This is a genomic window from Pseudomonas sp. P4_B4 (assembly GCF_056402255.1).
The window spans coordinates 128,599-151,485 of record NZ_JBFUHS010000016.1 but is presented as its reverse complement, the minus strand read 5'-3'; the positions used below and the strand labels follow the sequence as shown (position 1 = coordinate 151,485).

Here is a 22,887-nt window from a genome sequence, read left to right as displayed (position 1 = left end):
TCAGTCGACATCATTGTTGTCTGATACAGCGCTTTCGCGAGCAAGCCCGCTCCCACATTGACCGCGTTGCGTCAGTGGGAGCGAGTCAGCCGTCAGAGATCAGCCAGCGTCGACACCAGAATCGCCTTGATGGTGTGCATGCGGTTTTCCGCTTGCTCGAAGGCGATACAGGCTGGCGACTCGAACACGTCATCGGTCACTTCGATGCCGTTCTTCAGGTGCGGGTACTGCTCGGCAATCTGCTTGCCGATCTTGGTGTCGCTGTTGTGGAACGCCGGCAGGCAGTGCATGAACTTGGTGCGCGGGTTGCCGGTGGCTTTCATCAGTTCGGCGTTGACCTGATACGGCAGCAGTTGCTGGATGCGTTCGGCCCAGGCTTCGACCGGCTCGCCCATCGACACCCACACGTCGGTGTGGATGAAGTCCACGCCCTTGACCGCCGCTTTCGGGTCTTCGGTGAGGGTGATGCGCGCGCCGCTTTCTTCTGCGTACTGTTTGCAGCGAGCCACCAGGTCGTCCGCCGGCCACAGGGCTTTTGGCGCGCAGATGCGCACGTCCATGCCGAGCTTGGCGCCAATCAGCAACAGGGAGTTACCCATGTTGTTGCGCGCGTCGCCCAGGTAGGCGTAGCTGATCTCGTGGATGGGCTTGTCGGCGTGTTCACGCATCGTCAGCACGTCGGCGATCATTTGCGTCGGGTGATACTCGTCGGTCAGGCCGTTGAACACCGGTACGCCGGCGAACTTGGCCAGTTCCTCGACGATTTCCTGTTTGAAGCCACGATACTCGATGGCGTCGTACATGCGCCCGAGCACGCGGGCGGTGTCCTTCATGCTTTCCTTGTGGCCGATCTGCGAAGAGTTCGGGTCGATGTAGGTGACGTTGGCGCCCTGGTCATAGGCTGCAACTTCGAACGCGCAGCGGGTGCGGGTCGAGGTCTTTTCGAAGATCAGCGCGATGTTGTTGCCCTTGAGATGCTGCTGTTCGGTGCCGGTGTACTTGGCACGCTTGAGGTCGCGGGACAGGTCGAGCAGGTAGCGCAATTCGCGAGGGGTGTGGTGTTCCAGGCTCAGCAGATTGCGGTTATGGATATTGAACGCCATTTTGGATCTCCTAAGGTGTCGGTTATCCCCTTGGCTTGCGCATGCCCTTGGGTAGAGGGCAGCGCGGGCCAAGGTAATAGGTTAGTAGTCAATCGGATCGCGGATGATCGGGCAGGTCATGCAATGGCCGCCGCCCCGTCCCCGGCCGAGTTCGCCGGCGCTGATGGTGATCACTTCCACGCCGGCTTTGCGCAGCAGAGTGTTGGTGTAGGTATTGCGGTCGTAGCCGATGACCACGCCCGGTTCCACGGCCACTACGTTGTTGCCGTCGTCCCATTGCTCGCGTTCGGCGGCGAAGCTGTTGCCGCCGGTTTCCACCACGCGCAACGCTTTGAGGTTCAGGGCCTGGGCCACGGTGTCGAGGAAGTTGGTTTCTTCGCGACGGATGTCGATGCCGCCCGCCTTGCTTTCATCGGGACGCAGGGTGAAGGCGACAATCTGGTTCACCACTTCCGGGAAGATCGTGACGAGGTCGCGATCGCAGAAGCTGAACACGGTGTCCAGGTGCATCGCCGCGCGGGATTTCGGCAGGCCGGCGACGATCACTTTCTCGACGGCCTTGTTTTTGAACAGGTTCACCGCCAGTTGGGCAATGGCCTGGCGCGACGAGCGTTCGCCCATGCCGATCAACACCACGCCGTTGCCGATCGGCATCACATCACCGCCCTCAAGGGTAGAATTGCCATGTTCTTTGTCCGGGTCGCCGTACCAGATCTGGAAGTCGGCGTTGGTGAACTCGGGGTGGAACTTGTAGATGGCGGTGGTCAGCAGGGTTTCCTGACGGCGCGCCGGCCAGTACATCGGGTTGAGGGTGACGCCACCGTAGATCCAGCAGGTGGTATCTCGGGTGAACTGGGTGTTGGGCAGCGGCGGCAGGATGAAGCTGGAGTTGCCGAGGAAGTCGCGGAACATCTCGATGGCCTTGCCACCGAAACTGGTGGGCAAATCGTCGCCCGAGACACCACCGATCAGAAACTCGGCGATCTTGCGCGGCTCCAGACTGCGCAGCCACGACGAGGTTTCATTGATCAGGCCCAGGCCCACCGAGTTGGCGGTGATCTTGCGTTCCAGAATCCAGTCCAGGGCTTCGGGGATGGCGACGATGTCGGTCAGCAGGTTGTGCATTTCCAGCACATCGACGTTGCGTTCGCGCATCTTGGTGACGAAGTCGAAGTGGTCGCGTTTGGCCTGGGCCACCCACAACACGTCATCGAACAGCAGTTCATCGCAGTTGTTCGGGGTCAGCCGCTGATGGGCCAGGCCTGGGGAGCAAACCATGACTTTGCGCAGTTTGCCGGCTTCGGAATGGACGCCGTACTTAACTTTTTCCTTGGTCATTACAGTGATCCTCCAGATGACAAAACAGGGTTGTGCTTCTAGAAACAGGAGCTAAAGGGTCAGGAAGCCGTCATAGAGACCGTAGGCCGCCACCCCGGCGCCGACGACCACCACAGCGAAAATCAGCTTCTCTACGTTGGTGAAAACCGGTTTGTTGATTTCCAGCTTGGCCTTGGCGAACAGGGTCACGCCGGGGGCGTAGAGCAGGGCGGACAGCAGCAGGTATTTGATGCCGCCGGCGTACAGCAGCCAGATCGCGTAGATCAGGGCCACCGCGCCGATAATGAGATCCTTCTGCCGCTCGCCCGCCGCGCCTTCGTAACTTTCGCCGCGCACTGCCAACAGCAAGGCGTAGGCCGCCGACCACAGGTAAGGCACCAGGATCATCGAGGTGGCGAGGTAGATCAGCGACAGGTAAGTGCTGGCAGAGAACAGTGTGATGATCAGGAAAACCTGCACCATGGCATTGGTCAGCCACAGGGCGTTGACCGGTACATGGTTGGCGTTTTCCTTGCGCAAAAACGCCGGCATGGTGTGGTCCTTGGCGGCGGCGAACATGATCTCCGCGCACAGCAGCACCCACGACAGCAGCGCCCCCAGCAACGAGATGATCAAGCCGACGCTGATCAGCACCGCGCCCCAGTGACCGACCACGTGTTCCAGCACGGCGGCCATTGACGGGTTCTGCAGTTTGGCCAGTTCCGGCTGGGTCATGATCCCCAGCGACAGCACATTCACCAGGACTAAAAACAGCAGCACGGTGACAAAGCCGATCACGGTGGCTTTACCCACATCGCTGCGTTTTTCCGCGCGGGCCGAAAAGATGCTCGCGCCTTCGATGCCGATGAACACCCACACGGTGACCAGCATCATTTTGCGCACCTGGTCCATCACGCTGCCCAGGTCCGGGTTCTTCAGGCCCCAGATGTCGGCGGTGAAGATGTCCAGTTTGAAGGCGAACACCGCAATCAACATGAACAGCAGCAGCGGCACGATCTTGGCTACGGTGGTCACCAGGTTGATGAACGCGGCTTCCTTTATTCCTCGCAGTACGAGGAAATGTACGGCCCAGAGCAGCACCGAGGCGCCGATCACGGCTGCGGGGGTATTCCCCTCCCCAAATAGCGGAAAGAAGTAGCCGAGGGTGCTGAACAAAAGTACGAAGTACCCCACGTTGCCCAGCCAGGCACTGATCCAGTACCCCCAGGCGGACGAGAAGCCCATGTAGTCGCCGAAACCGGCCTTGGCGTAGGCGTAAACCCCGCCATCAAGATCGGGTTTGCGGTTGGCCAGGGTCTGGAACACGAACGCCAGGGTGAGCATGCCGACGGCAGTGATCGCCCAACCGATCAGAATGGCGCCGACATCCGCACTGGCGGCCATGTTTTGTGGCAAGGAAAAGATACCGCCACCAATCATCGAACCCACGACTAACGCAACCAGCGCGCCGAGTTTCAGTTTTCCGGGAGCTTCAGACATTGCATGACTCCAATGCAGGAGAAGAGAGGCAACAGACTAATTCCGTTGGCTATCCAATCAGCTGACTTGGATCACTAAATGAGAGCGTTCCCAGTTTGTTGGCGGAGTGCCATCATTTGCAAGGCGGCTGTCTGTAACGCTTGTTCTAGAGCCTTTTGTACATTATTTCAGTACTTTTAAAGTTTGTTTCGAATTATGACGCTAGTTGGTTTTTGAGAATTCGCAAATTTTCCTCGTGGGTTTTTTGTACAAAATTGATGTATTAGAAAAACGTATACAACAAATGATTATATCGGCGCCTCTAATAGCCGTTTTGTGCAAGTAAAAGACGTATGTTGGCGTTATCCAATAAACGTTATTACTCTTCAACAGTTTAGTTGACGCCCGTTATGTGACGATGTCGCGGCAGTTGTCGCCCCCCCAATATGGAGATGCAACGATGGCGCAATCACCGAACAAGCTTCGCCTGAGCGCATTGATCGCGTTGGTGGTGGGTTCGATGATCGGCGGCGGGATTTTTTCCCTGCCGCAAAACATGGCGGCCAGGGCCGATGCCGGGGCAATCCTGATCGGTTGGGCAATCACTGCCGTCGGCATGCTGACCCTGGCGTTTGTGTTCCAGACCCTGGCCAACCGCAAGCCGGAGCTGGACTCCGGGGTGTACGCCTATGCCAAGGCCGGGTTCGGCGACTACATGGGTTTTTCTTCGGCCTGGGGCTACTGGATCAGCGCCTGGCTGGGCAACGTCGGCTACTTCGTGCTGCTGTTCAGTACCCTCGGTTATTTCGTTCCGGTCTTTGGTGAAGGCAACACGCCGATCGCCATCGTCTGCGCTTCGGTGCTGCTCTGGACCGTGCATTTTGTGGTGATGCGCGGGATCAAGGAGGCGGCGTTCATCAACCAGGTGACCACCGTGGCCAAGATTGTGCCGCTGATCATGTTCGTCGTGATTGCCGCCGTGGCGTTCAAGGCGGACATCTTTACCCTCGATATCTGGGGGCGCAACAACCCGGAATTCGGCAGCGTGATGGATCAGGTTCGGCACATGATGCTGGTCACCGTGTTCGTGTTCATCGGTATCGAGGGCGCCAGTGTCTATTCGGCCCGGGCAGAGAAACGCTCCGACGTGGGCCGGGCGACGGTGATCGGGTTCATTGGGGTGTTGGCGCTGCTGGTGCTGGTGAACGTGCTGTCGCTGGGGATCATGACCCAGCCGCAACTGGCGAAACTGCAGAACCCCTCGCTGGCGGCGGTGCTTGAACATATCGTCGGCCCCTGGGGGGCGTTGCTGATCAGTGTCGGCCTGGCGATCTCGCTGTTGGGGGCCTTATTGTCCTGGGCGCTGCTGTGCGCCGAAATCCTGTTCGCCACGGCGAAAGACAAAACCATGCCGGCATTCCTGACCAAGGAAAACGCCAACCGTGTGCCGGTCAATGCGATGTGGCTGACCAACTCGATGATCCAGCTGTTCCTGTTGATCACGCTGTTTTCCGCCGGCACCTACACCAGCCTGATTTATCTGGCGTCCTCGATGATTCTGGTGCCGTACCTGTGGTCGGCGGCCTATGCGGTGTTGTTGTGCGCACGGGGTGAAACCTACCAACAGGCATCCGCCGAGCGGATCAAGGATCTGCTGATCGGTGGTATCGCCCTGGGCTACGCGGTGTGGTTGCTGTATGCCGGCGGCCTGAAATATTTGCTGCTGTCGGCGTTGCTGTATGCGCCGGGTGTGATCCTGTTTGCCAAGGCACGTAATGAGCAGGGCAAACCATTGTTCACGGTGGTCGAGAAAGGCATTTTCACCTGTGTCATCGGTGGTGCGGGGCTGGCGGCTTATGGGTTGTACAGCGGGTTGCTCAGTCTGTGAGGTTGTTGCTGGCGTACCAGCCGCCCTATGACTGGCCGGCGTTGCTGGGGTTCTTGTCGGCGCGGGCGATCGTTGGCCTGGAAACGGTGGTCGAGAGTGTTTACTCGCGCAGCATCGACTTGCATGGCGTTTACGGTACGTTTTCGATCCAGCCTGCTACATCCGATGCACTTGAGCTGAGCCTGGACTTTCCAGAGGCTGCTGCCGTGCCCGAGATCGTTGCGCGAGTGCGGCGAATGTTCGACCTGGATGCCGACCTGCCCACGATTCACCGACACCTGGCGGTTGATCCGCTGATGGCGCGGTTGATTGCCGAACGCCCGGGCCTGCGCGTACCGGGGGCGTGGGATGGGTTGGAGCTGGCGATCCGTGCGGTACTGGGGCAGCAGATTACGGTGGCGGCGGCGATCCGGTTGGCGGGCAAACTGGTTGCGCAGTACGGTGTGCCATTGAGTTCAGCGCAGTCGGGATTGAGCCATGTGTTTCCCACGGCTGATGTGCTGGCGGGAGCGGATCTGGCAGCGCTGGGCATGCCGAAAAGCCGAGGCCGGACCTTGTCGGGGGTAGCTCAGGCACTGCTCGATGATCCGCGATTGTTTGAACCCGGTCGGGAGGGGGGCGTAGCGCGCTTGCTGGCGTTGCACGGGATTGGTGACTGGACGGCGCAATACATTGCCTTGCGTCAGTTGCGGGAGATGGATGGGTTTCCCAATGGTGATGTCGGGCTGATCAATGCGCTGGCGGCGCTGGAGGGTGAGCCGGTGACAGCGAAGCAGCTGTTGTTGCGGGCTGAAGGGTGGCGTCCTTATCGAGGGTATGCGGCGCAGGTGCTGTGGACTTCTTTGAGTCGGGCGGACTGAGCTGATCCGGGTTTTGTGCTGATAGTCCTGACGCCTTCGCGGGCAAGCCCGCTCCCACATTTGATCGCGATAGTCAGGAAAAACGCAGTCCCTGTGGGAGCGGGCTTGCCCGCGAAGGCGATCTGACGGTCACCACCACTGCGCGCGATGTGAACCCAAATCAGTTGCTGGCAATGTCCATTGCAACGGTGTCCCGATCATCTTAAGCGGCACATGTAACCTATACGCTGGCCCCCACGGCGTCTGCTCCACCACCATTCCCTGATCCTTTTGATCCTCTGCCCGCAACGGCTCATCGGACCCGGCCCCAGCCTCGATCAACAACCTCGCCGTACGTGCCAACGACAATCGCGCCGAGCCCCCCGTACCGTCGTTCAACCGCTGCGACAACAATCTGATTGCACTGGCCGCCATCAAGTACCCGGTGGCGTGATCGAGGGCTTGCACCGGCAATGGCGTCGGCTTGTCCGCCTGCTTCCAGCACATGCCCGCTTCGGCAATGCCACTGCTCATCTGCACCAGGCTGTCGAAGCCCCGTCGGTTTTGCCAGCGGCCGCTCCAGCCATAGGCGTTGAGGCAAACATCGATCAGGCCGGGGTTCAGTTGCCGGCGCTCATTCATGCCCAGGCCAAGTCGCTCCAGTGCATCGGCGCGATAGCCGTGGAGCAGGATGTCGGCGTCCTTGAGCAGGCATTCGAATACAGCGCGGTCGGCCCTGTCGTTCAGATCAAGGCGCGCGCAGCGTTTTCCCAAGGTGACTTCCGGCACCACCCCTGGCTCGTTCCAGGTCGGCGGATCGATGCGCAAGACATCGGCGCCAAGGCCAGCCAGAAAGCGACTGGCGATGGGGCCTGCCAGTACTCGGGTCAAGTCCAGCACCTTGATGCCGGCCAGTGGTCGAGCAACTGAACCTGTCCACGGTTTGCTGTTCTGGCTTGGGTGGTTGGCGAACAGAATCAAGGGTTCGGCATTTACCGCCTGTCCTTGAGGATGGGTCTGCCATTGTTCCCAGGTACGCATTTCGGCGGCGCAACCACCGGCATCGACCACCGCCTGCTCCAGCTCGCTTTTCGCCCATTGCACGACTTTGCCGGTCATCGCTGCTCGGTCGGCACAGGCGCCGAGCACGCTTTCGGCAGCGGCGCGGTGATGGGGCGCGTTGGTGTGCAGGCGAATCCAGCCATCGCGGGTGGCGTAGTCACCGGCGATCGGGTCCCACAACGGCGGAACGCTCCAGCCAAGCGGGCGAATCGAGGTCGCGAACCAGAAAGACGCCAGGCGCCGGTCAACCTCAAGGTCGGGCAGGCGTCCGGTTTGTTGGTGCAGCAGTTCGCTGGCGGCCTGGCCGGCGGCAGCGATGCTGGCGCAGGCCAGATCCGTGACGGCAAACGCCGAGGGCAGGGCACCGCTGGACGTGAATGGAATCGGGGTGTGAGGCAAACCGAGTGCGGCTTGAATGGACGTGAGCAGATCAGTCATTGAAGAGCCCTCCGGAGCGAGAGCCAGATCTTAGATCAAAAAACTGAGGCCAGATGAAATCCCTTTGTGGGAGCGGGCTTGCTCGCTCCCACATTGATCGGTGGTGCTTCCTAAACGCGGAACTGGTCCATCAACTTCATCTGGTGGTTGGTCAGCGAGTTGAGCAGGCTGCTGATCTGCGCCGATTCGGTGGCCTGGCCGGTCAGGGTTTCGGTAACGGTGCGGATCGCCGAGACGTTGCGGTTGACCTCCTCGGCGACGGCGCTTTGCTGCTCGGCGGCGCTGGCGATTTGCAGGTTCATGTCGCTGATCACGGTGACCGCGTCGCTGATCTTGCCCAAGGCCTGGACCGCCTGCTGGATCTGCCCGGCGTTGCTGTGGGCCTGGGTCTGGCTCGAATGCATGGTGGCGACCACGCCGCGGGTGCCGGACTGGATGCGCTCGATCACCAGGCGAATTTCTTCCACCGAGTCCTGGGTACGCTTGGCCAGGTTGCGCACTTCATCGGCGACCACAGCAAAGCCTCGACCGCCTTCACCGGCACGGGCGGCTTCGATGGCGGCGTTGAGCGCCAGCAGGTTGGTTTGTTCGGCGATGCTGCGAATCACCTCCAGCACCGAACCGATCTGCTCGCTGTTGGCCGCCAGGGCTTCGACTTCGGTCACGGCCTTGCTGACCTCTTCGGCCAGTTGATTGATGTCGCGAGTGCTGCGCTCGATGATCGACATGCCGTCGCGGGCCGACTGGTCGGCACCTTTCGCTGCATTCGCCGCGTTCGAGGCGCTGTTGGCGACATCGTGGGCGGTGGCGCTCATTTCGTTGGACGCGGTGGCGACCTGGTCGATTTCGCGGAACTGTACCTGCATGCCTTCACTGGTCTGGCGGGCAATCTCCGACGACTGATCGGCGGTGCCACGGGCATCGGTGATGCTTTGCTTGATCTGCGCGATGGTCGGTTGCAGCTTTTCGAGGAAGCGGTTGAACCAGCTCACCAGTTCGCCCAGTTCGTCCTGCTTGCTGTAGTGCAGGCGCTGGGTCAGGTCGCCGTCGCCACTGGCAATCGCCTTGAGCATTTGTGCCACGCTGTTGATCGGGCGGGTCACGCCGGACGCGGTGAGCCACATCAGCAACAGCCCGAGCAGGCCGGCAATCACCGCCACCGACAGCGCCTTGAGTGTGCCGCTTTGCTGGGCATCGTCGAGTACCGCTTGCAGCTTCACCGAGTCGGCCAGCAGCACTTGCCTGGGCAGGTCGATCACCACGGCCCAGGCCTTGGCATCGACAATCGGGCTGACCGGGTATACCGCGCGGATCAGGTCGCCTTGCTGGAGAATCTTCGGCGCGCCATTCGCGAGCAATTGCAGGATGTCCTTGCCATCGGCGCCCAGGGTGTCGCCGATGTTCTTGCCGACTTTGCCGGCATCGACACTGTAGGCGGCCAGCACGCCAGTACCGGAAACGATGAGCATGTGCCCGGCACTGTTGAACAGGTCGCGTTGGGAGTCGACCGCCGCCGCTTGCAGGGCATCGAGGGCGATGTCGATACCGACCACGCCGATGGACTTGCCATTCTCCAGCAGCGGTACAGAAATGGTGGTCATCAACACTTCCTTGCCGCCGACAGTATCGGCGTAGGGGTCGAGCAGGCAGGTGCGCTTGCTGTCCCGCGGGCAGGTGTACCAGACGTTGTACGGCGTGCCGCTGAGGTTCAGGGTGGTTTTGGTCATGTCCTCTTCGACCATGATCGTGTTGAGGGCATCACCTCCAGCGCGGCTCCAGTACGTGGCGAAACGACCGATCTCGTTGGACTGGCGGGCGGCGTCGTTGGCGAATTCGCTGTCCTTGCCGTCCAGGCCGTTGGGTTCGAACGCCAGCCAGATCCCCAGCACCTTGCTGTTGCGCTCGAAGGCGGTTTTCAGGCTCTGGTTCAACTCTTCACGCAGGGCGCCGGGTTCAAGCGAGCGCTTGGCGGCGAGGTTGCGCATGTCCTGGATCTGATCCGCGAGGGCGGTCACCACCGTCAGGGTTTCACCGAAGGTCTTCTGCACCCGCACCGCTTGCTCGGCGGCTTTGGCCTGGAGCAGGTCCTGCACACTGGCGGTGAGCATTCTGCTGCTGGAATCGCTGACCAGGTCATCGTTCTGATTGGTCTGGTAGATGTTCATGCCCACTATCAAGGCGACGACGCCCAGCAGGCACAGACCGGACAGCAGGACGATTTTCAGGCGGATGGACAGTGAGTCGAACATGGGGCGAACTCGCGAATGGATGAAGTGTTGGCTGTGGGCCGTTGCGGCTCACACGCTAAATCCATTTAGCGCCGATCAATGCACATCGGCGTGGCGCTGAGGTTACATGAGGGGCAACTCGACGAACGGTAGTGGTTGAACGTTTGCGCAGAAAAATGTGCCGAAAATGGGGGTAAAAAGAGGAAAAGTCACGGATGGACGGTGATCAATTTGGCATCGACGTCCAGGGTGCTTTTTGCGCTTTAAATGAAGTTCACGAAATACATATGTACCGCTTCTCATTAAGGGCAGACCGATTAAATGCAGATGCCACCTCGGTGGAACGCTTCCGGAAGTTTTGGCTTCTGGCATCTGACAGTAAATAATGAGAAAGCCATCATGTGTATTACTTGCATTAAAAGGACCGGGTTGCGCTCGGTGTTGTTTTTTTGGGGGATGTTATTGGCGGCAGGTGCGGCACCTGCGATGTCTTTTCTGAACTCGGCGGCTATTTCGGGTATCGCCTCTCAAATACCCTCGGCGGCCACGGTACTGCCGGACAAACTGAACACCCTTGAGGACAGTCTGGCTGACGAAACGGATGTGAAGCATTACAGCTTCATGGCGGTACGGGGGCAGGATGTGTGGATCCATGCAGGTGTGACGAAAGGCGGGCCATTGACGCTGGAATACAATCGCGATGGAAACTGGGCCGTAATCCCTTGGGGTAAACCCTTTACGGTTTCTGGCTTGCAGCCGAATCAGGAAGTTCAGGTTCGCATTTCGAAGATGCCGTCTGCCCCGTTCGTGGCGGATGATATCTACGACCTTGAGTTGGGTTCAGCGCCTTATTACGCCGACAGTCGCGTCCAGGGCGATACCGGTGATCTGCGGCACTACTGGGCGACTACGCAGGCCTACAGAGTCTTGAATTGGTCGGTCCGATTGAGGGATTCGACCGGGCAACCGCTCGAAGGCGCTACCGCTACTTTGATATTGAACAAAGGGGCGGATGACGAGAAGTTTGACCTTATAACGGATAGCACTGGCAGCGCTGCGCAAGCTCTTGAGTTAGGCAGGTGTTATGGCCAGTTGAAGTCTGATCCTTTCTGGACCAGCAGTGGCAAGTATCGCTATAAGTGGGAAGTTGAATACAATCTGGGGTATTGGTTGATCCAGGTTCAACACAAAGAGGATTCGGGGGTGGGAGGTTACAACGTGCGGAACGTTTCATTTGCTCAGATATGCTATCAAAATATGTTGCGTAACTAGGCCTGTTATATTCCCGGCAACGCGGTAGTGCACACCCGCGTTACCGGGCTTTATCAAACGATCAGGCTTCGATGTGTAGCCCCTGCCTTTTTTCAAACGGATACTTTTCAGCGTTTTTATGCAATTGATCCAGCCAGGAGTCTGAATTTCTCAGGTCAAGCGCACCTTTGTTCAGCAATAATCCATAGTCAATCATCTTATGGAAGTTGCGCAGGTCAAGATTCACCTTGCCTTCGAACTGTGGTTTATCCATCTGGACCAGTTCGATCACAAGCTTGGCATGCTTGAGTGTCAGGGTTTGCAAACCTTTGGTCTCGTTCAACAGGGTATTCAATATTTCCTCATCCCTGGCAGTCAGTGTGTCGGGGGGCGAAGTGACTTTCAACTGACCGTCTTCGGCCACGGTGAAGCCCATTACTTTATTGGCCAAGCCAGACCATTTGCTTTGCAAGTCTTTTTTGAAATCGGAGTAAATCCCTTCCATTTCACGGAGCTTTATCTCTGCCTGGATTTCTTTACCGAGGAGGAACCCAGCTCTGCCCCCCTTCATCCGAAAATAAAGTCCACAATCGTCGGGGCCTCGATCGTTCGTCTCCAAAAACGCTTCCACCTCTTGCAGTTCTTCGAGCGTGTAACCTTTTTGTTCCGCACGACCCATGATTTTGTCGATGAGAAACCTCCCCCTTTGCTCATTTATTACCGGGCGTTCAACTTTCTCGGGTTGAGCCGTTTCTGTGTTCGCTTTCAATGTTTGCGGATACGGAACTTGAAAAGATGCAGCGGCACTTACATTCATGTCAGCTTCTCGTTGTGGGGTTTCATGGTGCTTAACGGCCAAACCCGGTCATGGATGACCTGATAACCGCGTAGGAGAAATCCGAACAGGAAGTAGGTACTTTCAAGTGTGCCGTTGCCGGCTAATACAGGGCGGTTTGAAGAGGTTTCAGGTGACTTGCGACAGTGATTCCGGTCGCGACCAGATCCACAGGTTGCCCAGCCCCATCCCGGCAATTGCCAGGTAAATCGGCCAACCGTGATCGAGCATCACCAACATAAGACCGGCACATAACAACATGCTGACCGTGGCGCTGATTTTTGCCCGGCGCGCGATGATCTTGCCGTTGCGCCAGTTATGGAGGATGGGGCCGAACAGCCGATGGTTTTCCAGCCAGGCACTCAGGCGCGGCGAACTTCGGGTCGCGGCCCAGGCGGCCAGCAGGATGAACTCGGTGGTTGGCAGGCCGGGTATGACGATGGCGATCAGGCCGATGCCCAGGCTGACATAGGCCAGCAGGCCGAAGAGGAGGCGGGAGAGTTTTGAGGAGGCAGGCATGGGCTCTGGGGGGGCGTGTGACGCTGAATGGAGATCTTACAGATTCACCCGGCCCTTTGTGGGAGCGAGCCTGCTCGCGATAGCGGAGTATCAGTCGACAATAATGCTGTCTGGAATACCGTCATCGCGAGCAGGCTCGCTCCCACAGGGTCGGTGTTGTGTCAGGCGACTTCCGGTGCGCTGGCGTAAGCCTGCTCCAGCAACACGGTAAAACGGTTGAACGCGTCGATGGCGCCTTTTTCCACTTCAGCTTCTTCCCGGGCGCTGAATGCCAGGCCGTCCAGGGTCTTGACGAAGCTCTTCCAGCCTTCAGCGCGGCCGCCGGCCGGTTCGCCGAGGTGGCGGGCGCCGAAGGTTTCGCTCAGGCCAAGGCCTACGGCCCGCTTGATCAGGAACGCCGCGCCGAGCTTCGAACCTTCGGAGACGAAGATCCAGCCCAGGGCTTCGGCCTTGGTCGGGCTCTTCAGTGCACCGGCGACAGGTGCTGGCACCTCGGTGTCCAGGTCCGCGAGGTCGGCCCTGGCTGCATCGGCACGGCAGCGGGCCGGCAGGTCCGGGACGATGGCGGTCAGTTCGGCATCGTTGTACAGCGACACCAGTTCCGACTGGAACAGGTACTGCGCCACCACGAAGCGGGCGAAATTGGCCGGGGTTTCAAACGGAGCATGGGCCTTGACCAGGGCATCGAGCTTGCTGTGCGGCTCGTTGGTGATCTGGTTCAAACGCTGCGAACGCAGGTTGGGGCGTTGTTCGGTGGCCTGGGTAGTCATGGCAATTCCTTGGAGAAAGAAGAGGCGCTTGGTAACGAGACGAACAGGAAGGCGCCTGACAGTAAAAAATCCTCACCGGGCAGCGTGATGAAACCGCCCGGCGGGATGAGCGGATCAGATATCCCAGATCAGGTTGACCGCAAAGTTGCGACCCGGCTGGGTCAGGCGGTCGAGGTTGGCCGGTTGGGTCACCGAGGCTTCGCCGACGCTGTCGTAGCCGCGCACGTCATCCCACAGCCAGTATTTCTTGTCGGTGAGGTTGTAGACGCCGCCGCTGACGGTCACGTCGTCGGTCACCTTGTAGAACGCACTCAGGTCCAGAATGCCGAAACCGGGCGTCTTGAACTGGGTGCTGGTGCCGTCCGGGGTTTTGAAACTGGTGCTGTCGACGCGGTCCTTCTTCTTCACCAGCGTCCAGCTGAGCAAGCCGCCGTAGGTGTCCTGGTCGTAGCCGAGGCCGAATACGCCGGTCAGCGGATTGACACTGTTGAGCGGCTCGCCGTTGTCGTCGTTGCGCCCGTAGGCATAGGCCACCGAGCCCCGGGTGTAGAGGCCATGCGGCGCGCCGAAGGCATCGAGGTTCAGGCGGCCCTTGACCTCGGCACCCTTGATGGTGGCGTGCTTGATGTTGTTGCTCTTGAAAATGGTCTCGCTATAGCCGGGCGTGATGGCGTTCTCGTTGATGAAGTCGCGGTATTTGTTGTAGAACACCGCCACGTCAAACGAGCCCTGCTCGAAGTTGCCGCGCAAACCCGTCTCGTAGCTTTTGCTTTTTTCCGGCTCCAGGTCCGGATTAGGCGCGACCCGATAGCCGCCAGCGATGTTTTCGAAACGACCATACAACGCCTTGGCGGTCGGGGTGCGGAAGCCTTCGGCGTATTGGCCGAACCAGGTGTAGTGGTCGTTGAAGCTGTAGGTGGTGCCGAACTTCGGCGACAGGCGATGCCAGATCTTGGTCTCGTCGCTGACCACGCCGTTGCCGCTCTGGTCGGCGGTGGCCAGGAACTCTTCGGTGATGTGCGGCTTGAGTTCGGTGTAGTCGTAGCGTGCACCCGGCAGGAAGGTCCAGTTGCCCCAGCTGATCTGATCCTGGGCGAACAGGCTGTAGCTGTTGATGGTCGGGTCCGGGAAGTCACTGGCGGGTTTCAGCGTGTCGCTGGCGCTCGGGGCGCCAATGACACGGCAGGCACCGGCCACGGTCAGGCAGGTGCCGGTACCGGTACGCAGGCCGGTAACTTTGTCCTGCTTGATGGTGGTGCCATAGGTAACGAAGTGATCGGTATCGGCGATGGCAAACGACTTGTCAGCCTGGGCGTCGAATACCCATTGGCGATCCTTGAAGTTGGTATCACGGTTACGCAACACGGTCCGTGACGGCGGCGCGTAGATCTCTTCGGTGCTCTGGTCGGTCTTGGCGATCTGGTAGTTCAGCGTCCACTTGATGTTGTCAGCCAGTGCGCTGTCCAGACCGAAGCTGTGTTCCAGGCCAAAGCGTTCGCGGGTGATCGTGTCGTTACCGGTACGGGACTTATAGAAGCCCAAGCCGCGTCCGGCATTGAACGGGCCGCCCACCGCGCTCAATTGATTGGTGTCGCGGTCGGCCTTGTAATGCTCGTAGGTCAGGCCCAGGCGCGAGTCGTCGGCGTAATTCCAGCCCAGTTTGGCCAGCACGCTGGTGGTGCGCACGTCCTGGGGGTTGGCCTCCGTGCGGTTCAGGCCAGTGCCGCCGGTTTCGCCAAAGGACTCTGTTTCATGACCGTTGCGTTGACTGAGATGCAGCAGACCATCGAACTCGCCGTTACGGCCGGCGACGGTGCCGGAAGTCAGCCAGTTGTCGTCGGCGGAGCTGTAGCCGGTTTTCAGACGTGCGCCGACATCCTTGCCCGGTTTGATGATGTCGTCCGGGTCCAGCGTGTAGTAACTGACCGCACCGCCAATGGCGCTGCTGCCATACAGCACCGACGCCGGGCCCCGGAGGATTTCTACACGCTTGACGATTTCCGGGTCGACATAGTTGCGGTTGGTCTGGGCATACGGGCCGTTGAAGAAACCGTCGGGCACCTGCACCCCGTCGACTTGGGTCAGCACACGGTCGCCATCGATACCGCGAATGTTGTAGCCCGTGATGCCGGCGCGTTGGCCTGCGCCGCCTACCGAAACACCGGGTTCGTAGCGCACCAGTTCCTTGATGGTATTGACGTTATTGCGGTCCAGATCTTCGCGTGTGTAGACAGAGACCGTGCTCGGCACGCTGTTCACAGCCTGTTCGTTACGGGTGGCGCTGATGGTGATCTGATCCAGATTGAGGGCGCTGCTACCGCTGCGTTTTTCCAGAACGATGCTGTTGTTGCCTAGCTTGCGATAGCTCAGGGTGGTCCCCACCAACAGGCGCTCCACGGCTTTCTCCGGCGACAGCGAACCGCGTACTCCCGGCGAGGCCACACCCTGTGCCAGCTCCGACGATACGCCGACCTGCCAGCCCGTCACGGCGGTAAAGGCATTAAGTGCCGACACCAGTGATTGCTGGGGAATGGCGAACGAGTAGTCGCCCATTTTGCGGGTCGATTGCTCGGTGGCGGTGGCGGCCATGAGCGGTGCGGTACCGGCCATCAGGATGGCAGCGGTCAGCAGCGACAGCACGCGGGAGGGTGAAGGGGCTTGGCGGGTAAGGCGAGAGGACATCGATAGCGCTCCGTGTCGCACGAATCTTTATAGGTGCTGATCGGCATGGTGAGATGCGAATCAATTGCATTGGCTATAACGAGACGTACGGGGTTTGGCTATCGAGTAAAAATAATTCTCATTCAGTTCAGGATGACCAGCGCCGGGAATTCCTGGAGCCGTGCCGAGGTGATATGGGCCAGGGAGCGAACCACGTCCAGCGGCTGATCGAGGCGGTAGTTGCCCGTCACGGTGACATCGGCCAACTGTTCGTTGTTGTTGATGATCCAGCCCGGGTAGTAGCGGCGAAGTTCTGCCAGCACCTGGTTCAGCGGGCAGTTTTCGAACACCAGTCGCCCCTGGACCCACGCCAGGTCGGTGGCGGTATCCAGCTTGGCCGGGCGGTCGAAACCATTGGGGCCGATGCGAATGCTTTCCCCGGCGGACAAGCGCACCCGCGCGTCATCCCGGGTGGCGCGCAAGTCGACATCCCCGCGTTGCACCCGCACCTGCGCCACGCCGTCGAGGTAGCGCACGGCAAATGCGGTATCGCGAACGCTGGCCGTGACCGGTCCGGCGTCGATTTCCAGTGGTTGGCCGCGATTGGCCTGGACTTCGAAAAACGCTTCGCCCTGATACAGGCGGGCAACACGTTGCTGGCCGTTGATGGTGCTTGAGAACGCCGAATTGGTATTGAGCAGGACCCTGGAACCGTCCTCCAGTTGCAGGCGCTGGCGCTCGCCGACCACGGTCAGGTGATCGGCCTGCAGGCGCATTGGCAAACTGCTGAAACTGAACAGCCCGAGCAGCAGCACGGCGGCAGTGGCCAGTGGTTTCCAGTGCGGACGCAGACGGGCGAGGACAGTGACTTTCGCCGGACGGGCGGCCAGGTTTTGCGCGCACTGCGCCACTTGCGGGCCGTCCCAGATCGCCTGGGCCTTGGCGAACGCCTGGGCATTCAACGGATCGGCGTCGAGCCACGCATGGAACTGGCGGGTCTGCTCCGCGTCGGGACTGCCGAGCACGATCAGCCAGTCCAGGGCCTGGTCCATCGCGCTTGCGGGGTCCTGCGCCGATGAAGGCTCAGGGGAGCGGTGGTTGTCCGTCACGGTGTTTCCTCGGCAGTGTCTGTGCACGGCTGTTTTTTTAGTGAAGCGTAAAAGTGGGCCAAGGGTAGCAAAGCCTGATGATTAGCGCAGTCGGTCCAGGTAGGCGCAAGGTCCTGGCGCTCAGTTGGTGTTCAAGCGATCGGCAACCCCGATGCAGATCGACATGATCAGTTTGAGTTCTTTCTGCACGGTACTGAGGGACACGTTCAGCTCGTCGGCGATTTCCTGGTAGCTGTGCCCGTGCAGGCGGCTGAGGATGAAAATCCGCTGTTGGCGGGCGCTGAGTTCACTGAGGCTCACGTTCAGGCGCTCCAGCAATTGTTCGGCGTGGGCGGCGTCTTCGGCACTGCTGGTGGGAGCGGCGATGCTGTACACCACCTCCTGCGGCACGTCGTCGACCATGGTGCGCGAGTGGATACGCCGCGCGCGCAAATGGTCCAGCGCCAGGTTGCGCGCCGTCTGGAAGACGAAGGGCTCAAGATGATCGATGGCCCGTTCGCTCAATGCACGGGTCACCCGCAGGTAGGTTTCCTGCAGGAGGTCTTCAGCGGTGCTGTGATTGTTGACCATCCGTTCCAGCGTGCGCAGCAGGGAGGTGCGCTGGGCGAGGAAAACGTGGTTGAAGCGCGACTGACTCACGGGAGAACCTGATCCATTTCGAGCAAATGATAATGCTTATCATCTACTCGAATGGTCAAGTACTGATTTGTGAAGCTTTACGCGCGCCCCTGCAAATAGGTGGCGTAATCGGGAATCCGATGGAGGTGCGCCTGATCCATCAGCGGGCTGCTGAGCAGATAGTCGGCGCTGCATTCGTTGCACGCCACCGGGATGTTCCACACCGCCGCGACCCGCAGCAATGCCTTGATATCCGGGTCGTGGGGCTGGGGTTCGAACGGGTCCCAGAAAAACACCAGCATGTCGACCCGCTGCTCGGCGATTTGCGCACCGAGCTGTTGGTCGCCGCCCAGTGGCCCGCTGATCATGCTTTGCACCGGCAGGTCGAGGCGTTGTTGCAACAACAACCCCGTGGTGCCGGTGGCGACCAGATCATGCTGGGCCAGTCTGTCTTTTTGCCGTTCGGCCCAGTCCAGCAAGAACACCTTGCAGTGGTCATGGGCGACCAGGGCGATACGCTTGCGCGCCGCCATGGTCTTTTGCGTAAAGCTGATGCCGATCATCGATAGTTGCTCCGGGCTTATTCAGCGTTGCACAGCGCCAGGCAGTTATCGAGCATGCGGTTGGAGAAGCCCCATTCGTTGTCATACCACGCCAGCACCTTGAGCAGCTTGCCGGTGGATTTGGTGTGGTTGGCGTCGAAGATCGACGACAGCGGGTTGTGGTTGAAGTCGCTGGAGACCAGCGGCAGGGTGTTGTAGCCAAGGATCTTCGAGTGCTGGCTGGCTTCTTTCATCAGCGCATTGACTTCCTCTGCGCTGGCTTCTTTTTTCAGATGCACCGTCAGGTCCACCAGCGACACATTGATCACCGGTACGCGCACCGACATGCCGGTCAATTTGCCCGCCAGTTCCGGCAGCACCAGGCCCACCGCTTCAGCAGCACCGGTCTTGCTCGGGATCATGTTCTGGGTGGCCGAACGGGCGCGGTACGGATCGACGTGATAGACGTCGGTCAGGTGCTGATCGTTGGTGTAGGCGTGAATGGTGGTCATCAAACCGCTTTCGATGCCCAGCTCGCGATGCAGCACCTGGGCCACCGGGGCCAGGCAGTTGGTGGTGCACGACGCGTTGGAAATGATCTGGTGCGATTGGCGCAGAATGTCGTGGTTCACCCCGTAAACCACGGTGGCGTCGGCGCCTTTGGCCGGGGCCGAGATGATCACTTTGCGCGCGCCCGCCGTAATATGCGCGGCGGCTTTGGCCCGGTCGGTGAACAGACCGGTGCATTCGAACACCACATCAATCTTTTCCGCGGCCCAGGGCAGGTCGGCCGGGTTGCGGATGGCGCTGACCGAAATGCGGTCGCCATTGACCGTCAGGCTCTCCTGATCGTGCTGGACATCGGCATCGAACGTGCCGTGAACGGTGTCGTACTTGAGCAGATGAGCATTGATCGCACTGTCGCCCAGGTCGTTGATGGCGACGATCTGCAGATCCTGACGGTAGCCCTGGGTATAGAGTGCGCGCAGGACATTACGGCCGATGCGGCCAAAACCATTGATTGCGATTCGAAGAGTCATATTGCGGCGCTACCGTCGTTTTGTTGTTGGAATTACAAGATTATTCGTAAAAAAATAGAAAACAAGCCTTTTTGATGGCAATATTTTGTTCGATCTACAACGAGTGACCTGAATCAACTGGTCCAAATGGTCAAATAAACCGTCTGTCATCCCATCGACACCGGCCTTTGATCAGCATAGACAATCAGGTCGCCACATCCGTTAGCCTGGAGTTCTACACATGCATCCCCGCGTCCTTGAGGTCACTGAACGGCTTATCGCCCGCAGCCGCGCCACGCGTGAGGCCTACCTTGCATTGATCCGCGGTGCGGCCAGCGACGGTCCGATGCGCGGCAAGCTGCAATGCGCCAACTTCGCCCATGGCGTGGCCGGTTGCGGCAGCGACGACAAGCACAGCCTGCGGATGATGAACTCCGCCAACATCGCGATAGTTTCGTCATATAACGACATGCTCTCGGCGCACCAGCCGTACGAAGTCTTTCCAGAGATGATCAAAAAGGCCCTGCGCGAAATCGGCTCCGTCGGCCAGTTCGCCGGTGGCACCCCGGCCATGTGCGATGGCGTGACCCAGGGCGAGCCGGGCATGGAGCTGAGCCTGCCGAGCCGTGAAGTGATCGCGTTGTCCACGGCCGTGGCGCTGTCCCACAACATGTTCGACGGCGCGCTGCTGCTCGGCATCTGCGACAAGATCGTGCCGGGCCTGATGATGGGCGCACTGCGCTTCGGCCATCTGCCGATGATCTTCGTGCCGGGCGGGCCGATGGTCTCGGGCATTTCCAACAAGCAGAAAGCCGACGTGCGCCAGAAGTACGCCGAAGGCAAGGCGACACGCGAAGAGCTGCTGGAATCGGAAATGAAGTCCTACCACAGCCCTGGCACCTGCACTTTCTACGGCACTGCCAACACCAACCAGTTGCTGATGGAAGTCATGGGCCTGCACCTGCCGGGCTCGTCCTTCGTCAACCCGAACACGCCGTTGCGCGATGCCTTGACCCGTGAGGCGGCGCACCAGGTCACGCGCCTGACCAAGCAGAACGGCGACTTCATGCCGATCGGCGAAATCGTCGACGAGCGTTCGCTGGTCAACTCCATCGTGGCACTGCACGCTACAGGCGGCTCGACCAACCACACCCTGCACATGCCGGCCATCGCCATGGCGGCGGGCATTCAGTTGACCTGGCAGGACATGGCCGACCTCTCCGAAGTCGTGCCGACCCTGAGCCACGTCTACCCGAACGGCAAAGCCGACATCAACCACTTCCAGGCCGCGGGCGGCATGTCGTTCCTGATCCGTGAACTGCTGGAAGCCGGGTTGCTCCACGAAAACGTCAACACCGTGATGGGCCACGGCCTGAGCCGCTACACCCAGGAGCCGTTCCTCGACAATGGCCAGTTGGTCTGGCGTGAAGGCGTGACCGACAGCCTCGATGAAAGCATCCTGCGTCCGGTCGCCCGCGCGTTCTCGGCGGAAGGTGGCCTACGGGTGATGGAAGGCAACCTCGGTCGTGGCGTGATGAAGGTCTCCGCCGTAGCCGTGGAAAACCAGATCGTCGAAGCACCAGCCATGGTGTTCCAGGATCAGCAGGACCTGGCCGATGCGTTCAAGGCCGGTTTGCTGGAGAAGGATTTTGTCGCGGTGATGCGCTTCCAGGGGCCACGCTCCAACGGCATGCCGGAGCTGCACAAGATGACGCCGTTCCTCGGCGTGCTGCAGGATCGCGGCTTCAAAGTTGCGCTGGTGACCGACGGGCGCATGTCCGGCGCGTCGGGGAAAATCCCGGCGGCCATTCATGTCAGCCCCGAAGCTTACGTAGGCGGCGCTTTGGCGCGGGTGCTAGAGGGCGATATCATTCGCGTCGATGGCGTCAAAGGCACCCTGGAGCTTAAGGTGGACGCCGAAGAATTCGCAGCGCGCACGCCGGCCAAGGGCCTGTTGGGCAACAACATCGGCACCGGTCGCGAGCTGTTCGGTTTCATGCGCATGGCCTTCAGCTCGGCGGAGCAGGGCGCCAGCGCCTTCACTTCTGCCCTGGAGACGCTTAATTGAAACTGGCTTTGGTCGGTGACATCGGTGGGACCAACGCACGTTTCGCGTTGTGGAAAAACCAGCAACTGGAATCGGTCCAGGTGCTGGCAACGGCAGATTTCCCCAGCCCTATCGATGCGATCAGCCTCTACCTCAATGGCCTGGGGCTGGCACCGGGTGCGATCGGTTCGGTGTGCCTGTCGGTGGCAGGCCCGGTGAGTGGTGACGAATTCAAGTTCACCAACAATCACTGGCGCCTGAGCCGCAAGGGCTTTTGCCAGACCTTGCAGGTGGATCAGCTGTTGCTGGTCAACGACTTCTCGGCCATGGCCCTGGGCATGACCCGTTTGCAGCCCGGCGAATTCCGCGTGGTCTGCGAAGGTACGCCGGAGCCATTGCGCCCGGCGGTGGTGATTGGCCCGGGCACTGGTTTGGGCGTCGGTACCTTGCTCGATTTGGGGGAGGGTCGTTTTGCCGCGTTGCCGGGGGAGGGCGGTCACGTCGATCTGCCGTTGAGCAGTCCGCGTGAAACTCAACTCTGGCAGCACATCTTCAACGAAATTGGCCATGTCAGTGCAGAGACAGCCCTGAGCGGTGGCGGCTTGCCCCGCGTCTATCGTGCGATCTGTGCGGTGGACGGGCACACGCCGGTGCTCGACACGCCGGAAGCCATCACCGCTGCCGGGCTGGCGGGCGACCCGATTGCCGTGGAAGTGCTTGAGCAGTTCTGCTGCTGGCTCGGTCGCGTGGCCGGCAACAACGTGCTGACCACCGGTGGACGCGGTGGCGTGTACATCGTTGGCGGAGTGATTCCGCGGTTTGCCGATTTCTTCCTCGAAAGCGGTTTCGCCCGGTGCTTCGCCGACAAGGGTTGCATGAGCGATTACTTCAAGGGGATTCCGGTGTGGCTGGTGACGGCGCCGTATTCGGGCTTGATGGGTGCGGGTGTGGCCTTGGAACAATCTCTCCCAGCCTGAAATACGATCAAAATGTGGGAGCGGCGGTGCGGCGTTCCGACTTGCTCGCGAAAGCGGAGTGTCAGGCAACAAATGTGTTGAATGTAAAACCGTCTTCGCGAGCAAGCCCGCTCCCACAGTTGTTTCTGTGGTGTTTGTATATTTTGCGCATAAGGCATAATCCGCCCAATTCAAACAACAAGGAC

At 59.9% G+C, this 22,887-nt stretch carries 18 protein-coding genes and 1 pseudogene; 5 read left to right on the top strand and 14 right to left on the bottom strand.

Going from position 1 to position 22,887, the window contains the following annotated elements; genetic code table 11:
- Nucleotides 1-92: 92 nt before the first annotated feature.
- From AC1DVE_RS18295 to arcD (AC1DVE_RS18285), 3 genes are all read right to left on the bottom strand, one after another.
- Nucleotides 93-1,103: an ornithine carbamoyltransferase gene (locus tag AC1DVE_RS18295; RefSeq protein ID WP_046042231.1), complete on the bottom strand. Its 1,011-nt coding sequence runs from the start codon at nucleotides 1,101-1,103 to the stop codon at nucleotides 93-95.
- 81 nt (nucleotides 1,104-1,184) lie between these two features.
- The gene (gene arcA, locus AC1DVE_RS18290; RefSeq protein WP_223533822.1) at nucleotides 1,185-2,441 is read right to left on the bottom strand and encodes an arginine deiminase; all 1,257 of its coding nucleotides are present in this window, start codon (nucleotides 2,439-2,441) and stop codon (nucleotides 1,185-1,187) included.
- A gap of 51 nt (nucleotides 2,442-2,492) precedes the next feature.
- Nucleotides 2,493-3,920, bottom strand: a complete 1,428-nt coding sequence (gene arcD, locus AC1DVE_RS18285) for an arginine-ornithine antiporter (protein ID WP_223533823.1) — start codon at nucleotides 3,918-3,920, stop codon at nucleotides 2,493-2,495.
- Nucleotides 3,921-4,359: 439 nt separating this feature from the next.
- Between arcD (AC1DVE_RS18285) and arcD (AC1DVE_RS18280) the strand changes: the two genes are divergently transcribed.
- Nucleotides 4,360-5,787: an arginine-ornithine antiporter gene (gene arcD / locus AC1DVE_RS18280; RefSeq protein WP_223458022.1), complete on the top strand. Its 1,428-nt coding sequence runs from the start codon at nucleotides 4,360-4,362 to the stop codon at nucleotides 5,785-5,787.
- The gene (locus AC1DVE_RS18275; protein WP_223543457.1) at nucleotides 5,784-6,647 is read left to right on the top strand and encodes a DNA-3-methyladenine glycosylase family protein; all 864 of its coding nucleotides are present in this window, start codon (nucleotides 5,784-5,786) and stop codon (nucleotides 6,645-6,647) included. The genes arcD (AC1DVE_RS18280) and AC1DVE_RS18275 overlap by 4 nt, the downstream gene beginning before the upstream one ends.
- Before the next feature lie 129 nt (nucleotides 6,648-6,776).
- On the opposite strand, the gene AC1DVE_RS18270 is transcribed toward AC1DVE_RS18275, so the two are convergent.
- The 3 genes and pseudogenes from AC1DVE_RS18270 to AC1DVE_RS18260 form a co-directional block, all read right to left on the bottom strand.
- Nucleotides 6,777-8,126, bottom strand: a complete 1,350-nt coding sequence (locus AC1DVE_RS18270; protein WP_477784106.1) for a CoA transferase — start codon at nucleotides 8,124-8,126, stop codon at nucleotides 6,777-6,779.
- A 110-nt stretch (nucleotides 8,127-8,236) separates the two neighbouring features.
- Complete coding sequence (locus AC1DVE_RS18265; RefSeq protein WP_411741657.1) at nucleotides 8,237-8,992, bottom strand: methyl-accepting chemotaxis protein; 756 nt, start codon at nucleotides 8,990-8,992, stop codon at nucleotides 8,237-8,239.
- A 102-nt stretch (nucleotides 8,993-9,094) separates the two neighbouring features.
- A pseudogene (locus AC1DVE_RS18260) lies at nucleotides 9,095-10,111 on the bottom strand (methyl-accepting chemotaxis protein); the annotation flags it as partial.
- A 564-nt stretch (nucleotides 10,112-10,675) separates the two neighbouring features.
- Between AC1DVE_RS18260 and AC1DVE_RS18255 the strand changes: the two are divergent.
- Nucleotides 10,676-11,626 carry a hypothetical protein gene (locus tag AC1DVE_RS18255; RefSeq protein WP_223458014.1) on the top strand — a complete coding sequence of 317 codons (951 nt, stop codon included), beginning with the start codon at nucleotides 10,676-10,678 and terminating at the stop codon, nucleotides 11,624-11,626.
- A gap of 61 nt (nucleotides 11,627-11,687) precedes the next feature.
- On the opposite strand, the gene AC1DVE_RS18250 is transcribed toward AC1DVE_RS18255, so the two are convergent.
- From AC1DVE_RS18250 to gap, 8 genes are all read right to left on the bottom strand, one after another.
- Nucleotides 11,688-12,422: a hypothetical protein gene (locus AC1DVE_RS18250; RefSeq protein WP_223458012.1), complete on the bottom strand. Its 735-nt coding sequence runs from the start codon at nucleotides 12,420-12,422 to the stop codon at nucleotides 11,688-11,690.
- A 147-nt stretch (nucleotides 12,423-12,569) separates the two neighbouring features.
- Nucleotides 12,570-12,959 carry a YbaN family protein gene (locus tag AC1DVE_RS18245; protein WP_223458010.1) on the bottom strand — a complete coding sequence of 130 codons (390 nt, stop codon included), beginning with the start codon at nucleotides 12,957-12,959 and terminating at the stop codon, nucleotides 12,570-12,572.
- A 161-nt stretch (nucleotides 12,960-13,120) separates the two neighbouring features.
- Nucleotides 13,121-13,729 carry a biliverdin-producing heme oxygenase gene (locus AC1DVE_RS18240; protein WP_223458008.1) on the bottom strand — a complete coding sequence of 203 codons (609 nt, stop codon included), beginning with the start codon at nucleotides 13,727-13,729 and terminating at the stop codon, nucleotides 13,121-13,123.
- 114 nt (nucleotides 13,730-13,843) lie between these two features.
- Entirely contained in the window at nucleotides 13,844-16,411 is a 2,568-nt protein-coding gene (locus tag AC1DVE_RS18235; protein WP_477784105.1) for a TonB-dependent receptor, read from the bottom strand.
- Between the two features lie 122 nt (nucleotides 16,412-16,533).
- The gene (locus AC1DVE_RS18230) at nucleotides 16,534-17,499 is read right to left on the bottom strand and encodes a FecR family protein (protein ID WP_223458004.1); all 966 of its coding nucleotides are present in this window, start codon (nucleotides 17,497-17,499) and stop codon (nucleotides 16,534-16,536) included.
- 120 nt (nucleotides 17,500-17,619) lie between these two features.
- Nucleotides 17,620-18,138 carry an RNA polymerase sigma factor gene (locus AC1DVE_RS18225; RefSeq protein ID WP_223458002.1) on the bottom strand — a complete coding sequence of 173 codons (519 nt, stop codon included), beginning with the start codon at nucleotides 18,136-18,138 and terminating at the stop codon, nucleotides 17,620-17,622.
- Between the two features lie 77 nt (nucleotides 18,139-18,215).
- Complete coding sequence (locus tag AC1DVE_RS18220) at nucleotides 18,216-18,680, bottom strand: methylglyoxal synthase (protein WP_057713543.1); 465 nt, start codon at nucleotides 18,678-18,680, stop codon at nucleotides 18,216-18,218.
- 17 nt (nucleotides 18,681-18,697) lie between these two features.
- Nucleotides 18,698-19,699 carry a type I glyceraldehyde-3-phosphate dehydrogenase gene (gap, locus tag AC1DVE_RS18215; protein WP_150726688.1) on the bottom strand — a complete coding sequence of 334 codons (1,002 nt, stop codon included), beginning with the start codon at nucleotides 19,697-19,699 and terminating at the stop codon, nucleotides 18,698-18,700.
- A gap of 220 nt (nucleotides 19,700-19,919) precedes the next feature.
- On the opposite strand from gap, the gene edd reads away from it, so the two are divergent.
- Nucleotides 19,920-21,746 (top strand): phosphogluconate dehydratase, encoded by a 1,827-nt coding sequence (gene edd, locus AC1DVE_RS18210; RefSeq protein ID WP_223458000.1) that lies wholly within the window; start codon nucleotides 19,920-19,922, stop codon nucleotides 21,744-21,746.
- Entirely contained in the window at nucleotides 21,743-22,702 is a 960-nt protein-coding gene (locus AC1DVE_RS18205) for a glucokinase (RefSeq protein ID WP_223457998.1), read from the top strand. The genes edd and AC1DVE_RS18205 overlap by 4 nt, the downstream gene beginning before the upstream one ends.
- Nucleotides 22,703-22,887 lie beyond the last annotated feature (185 nt).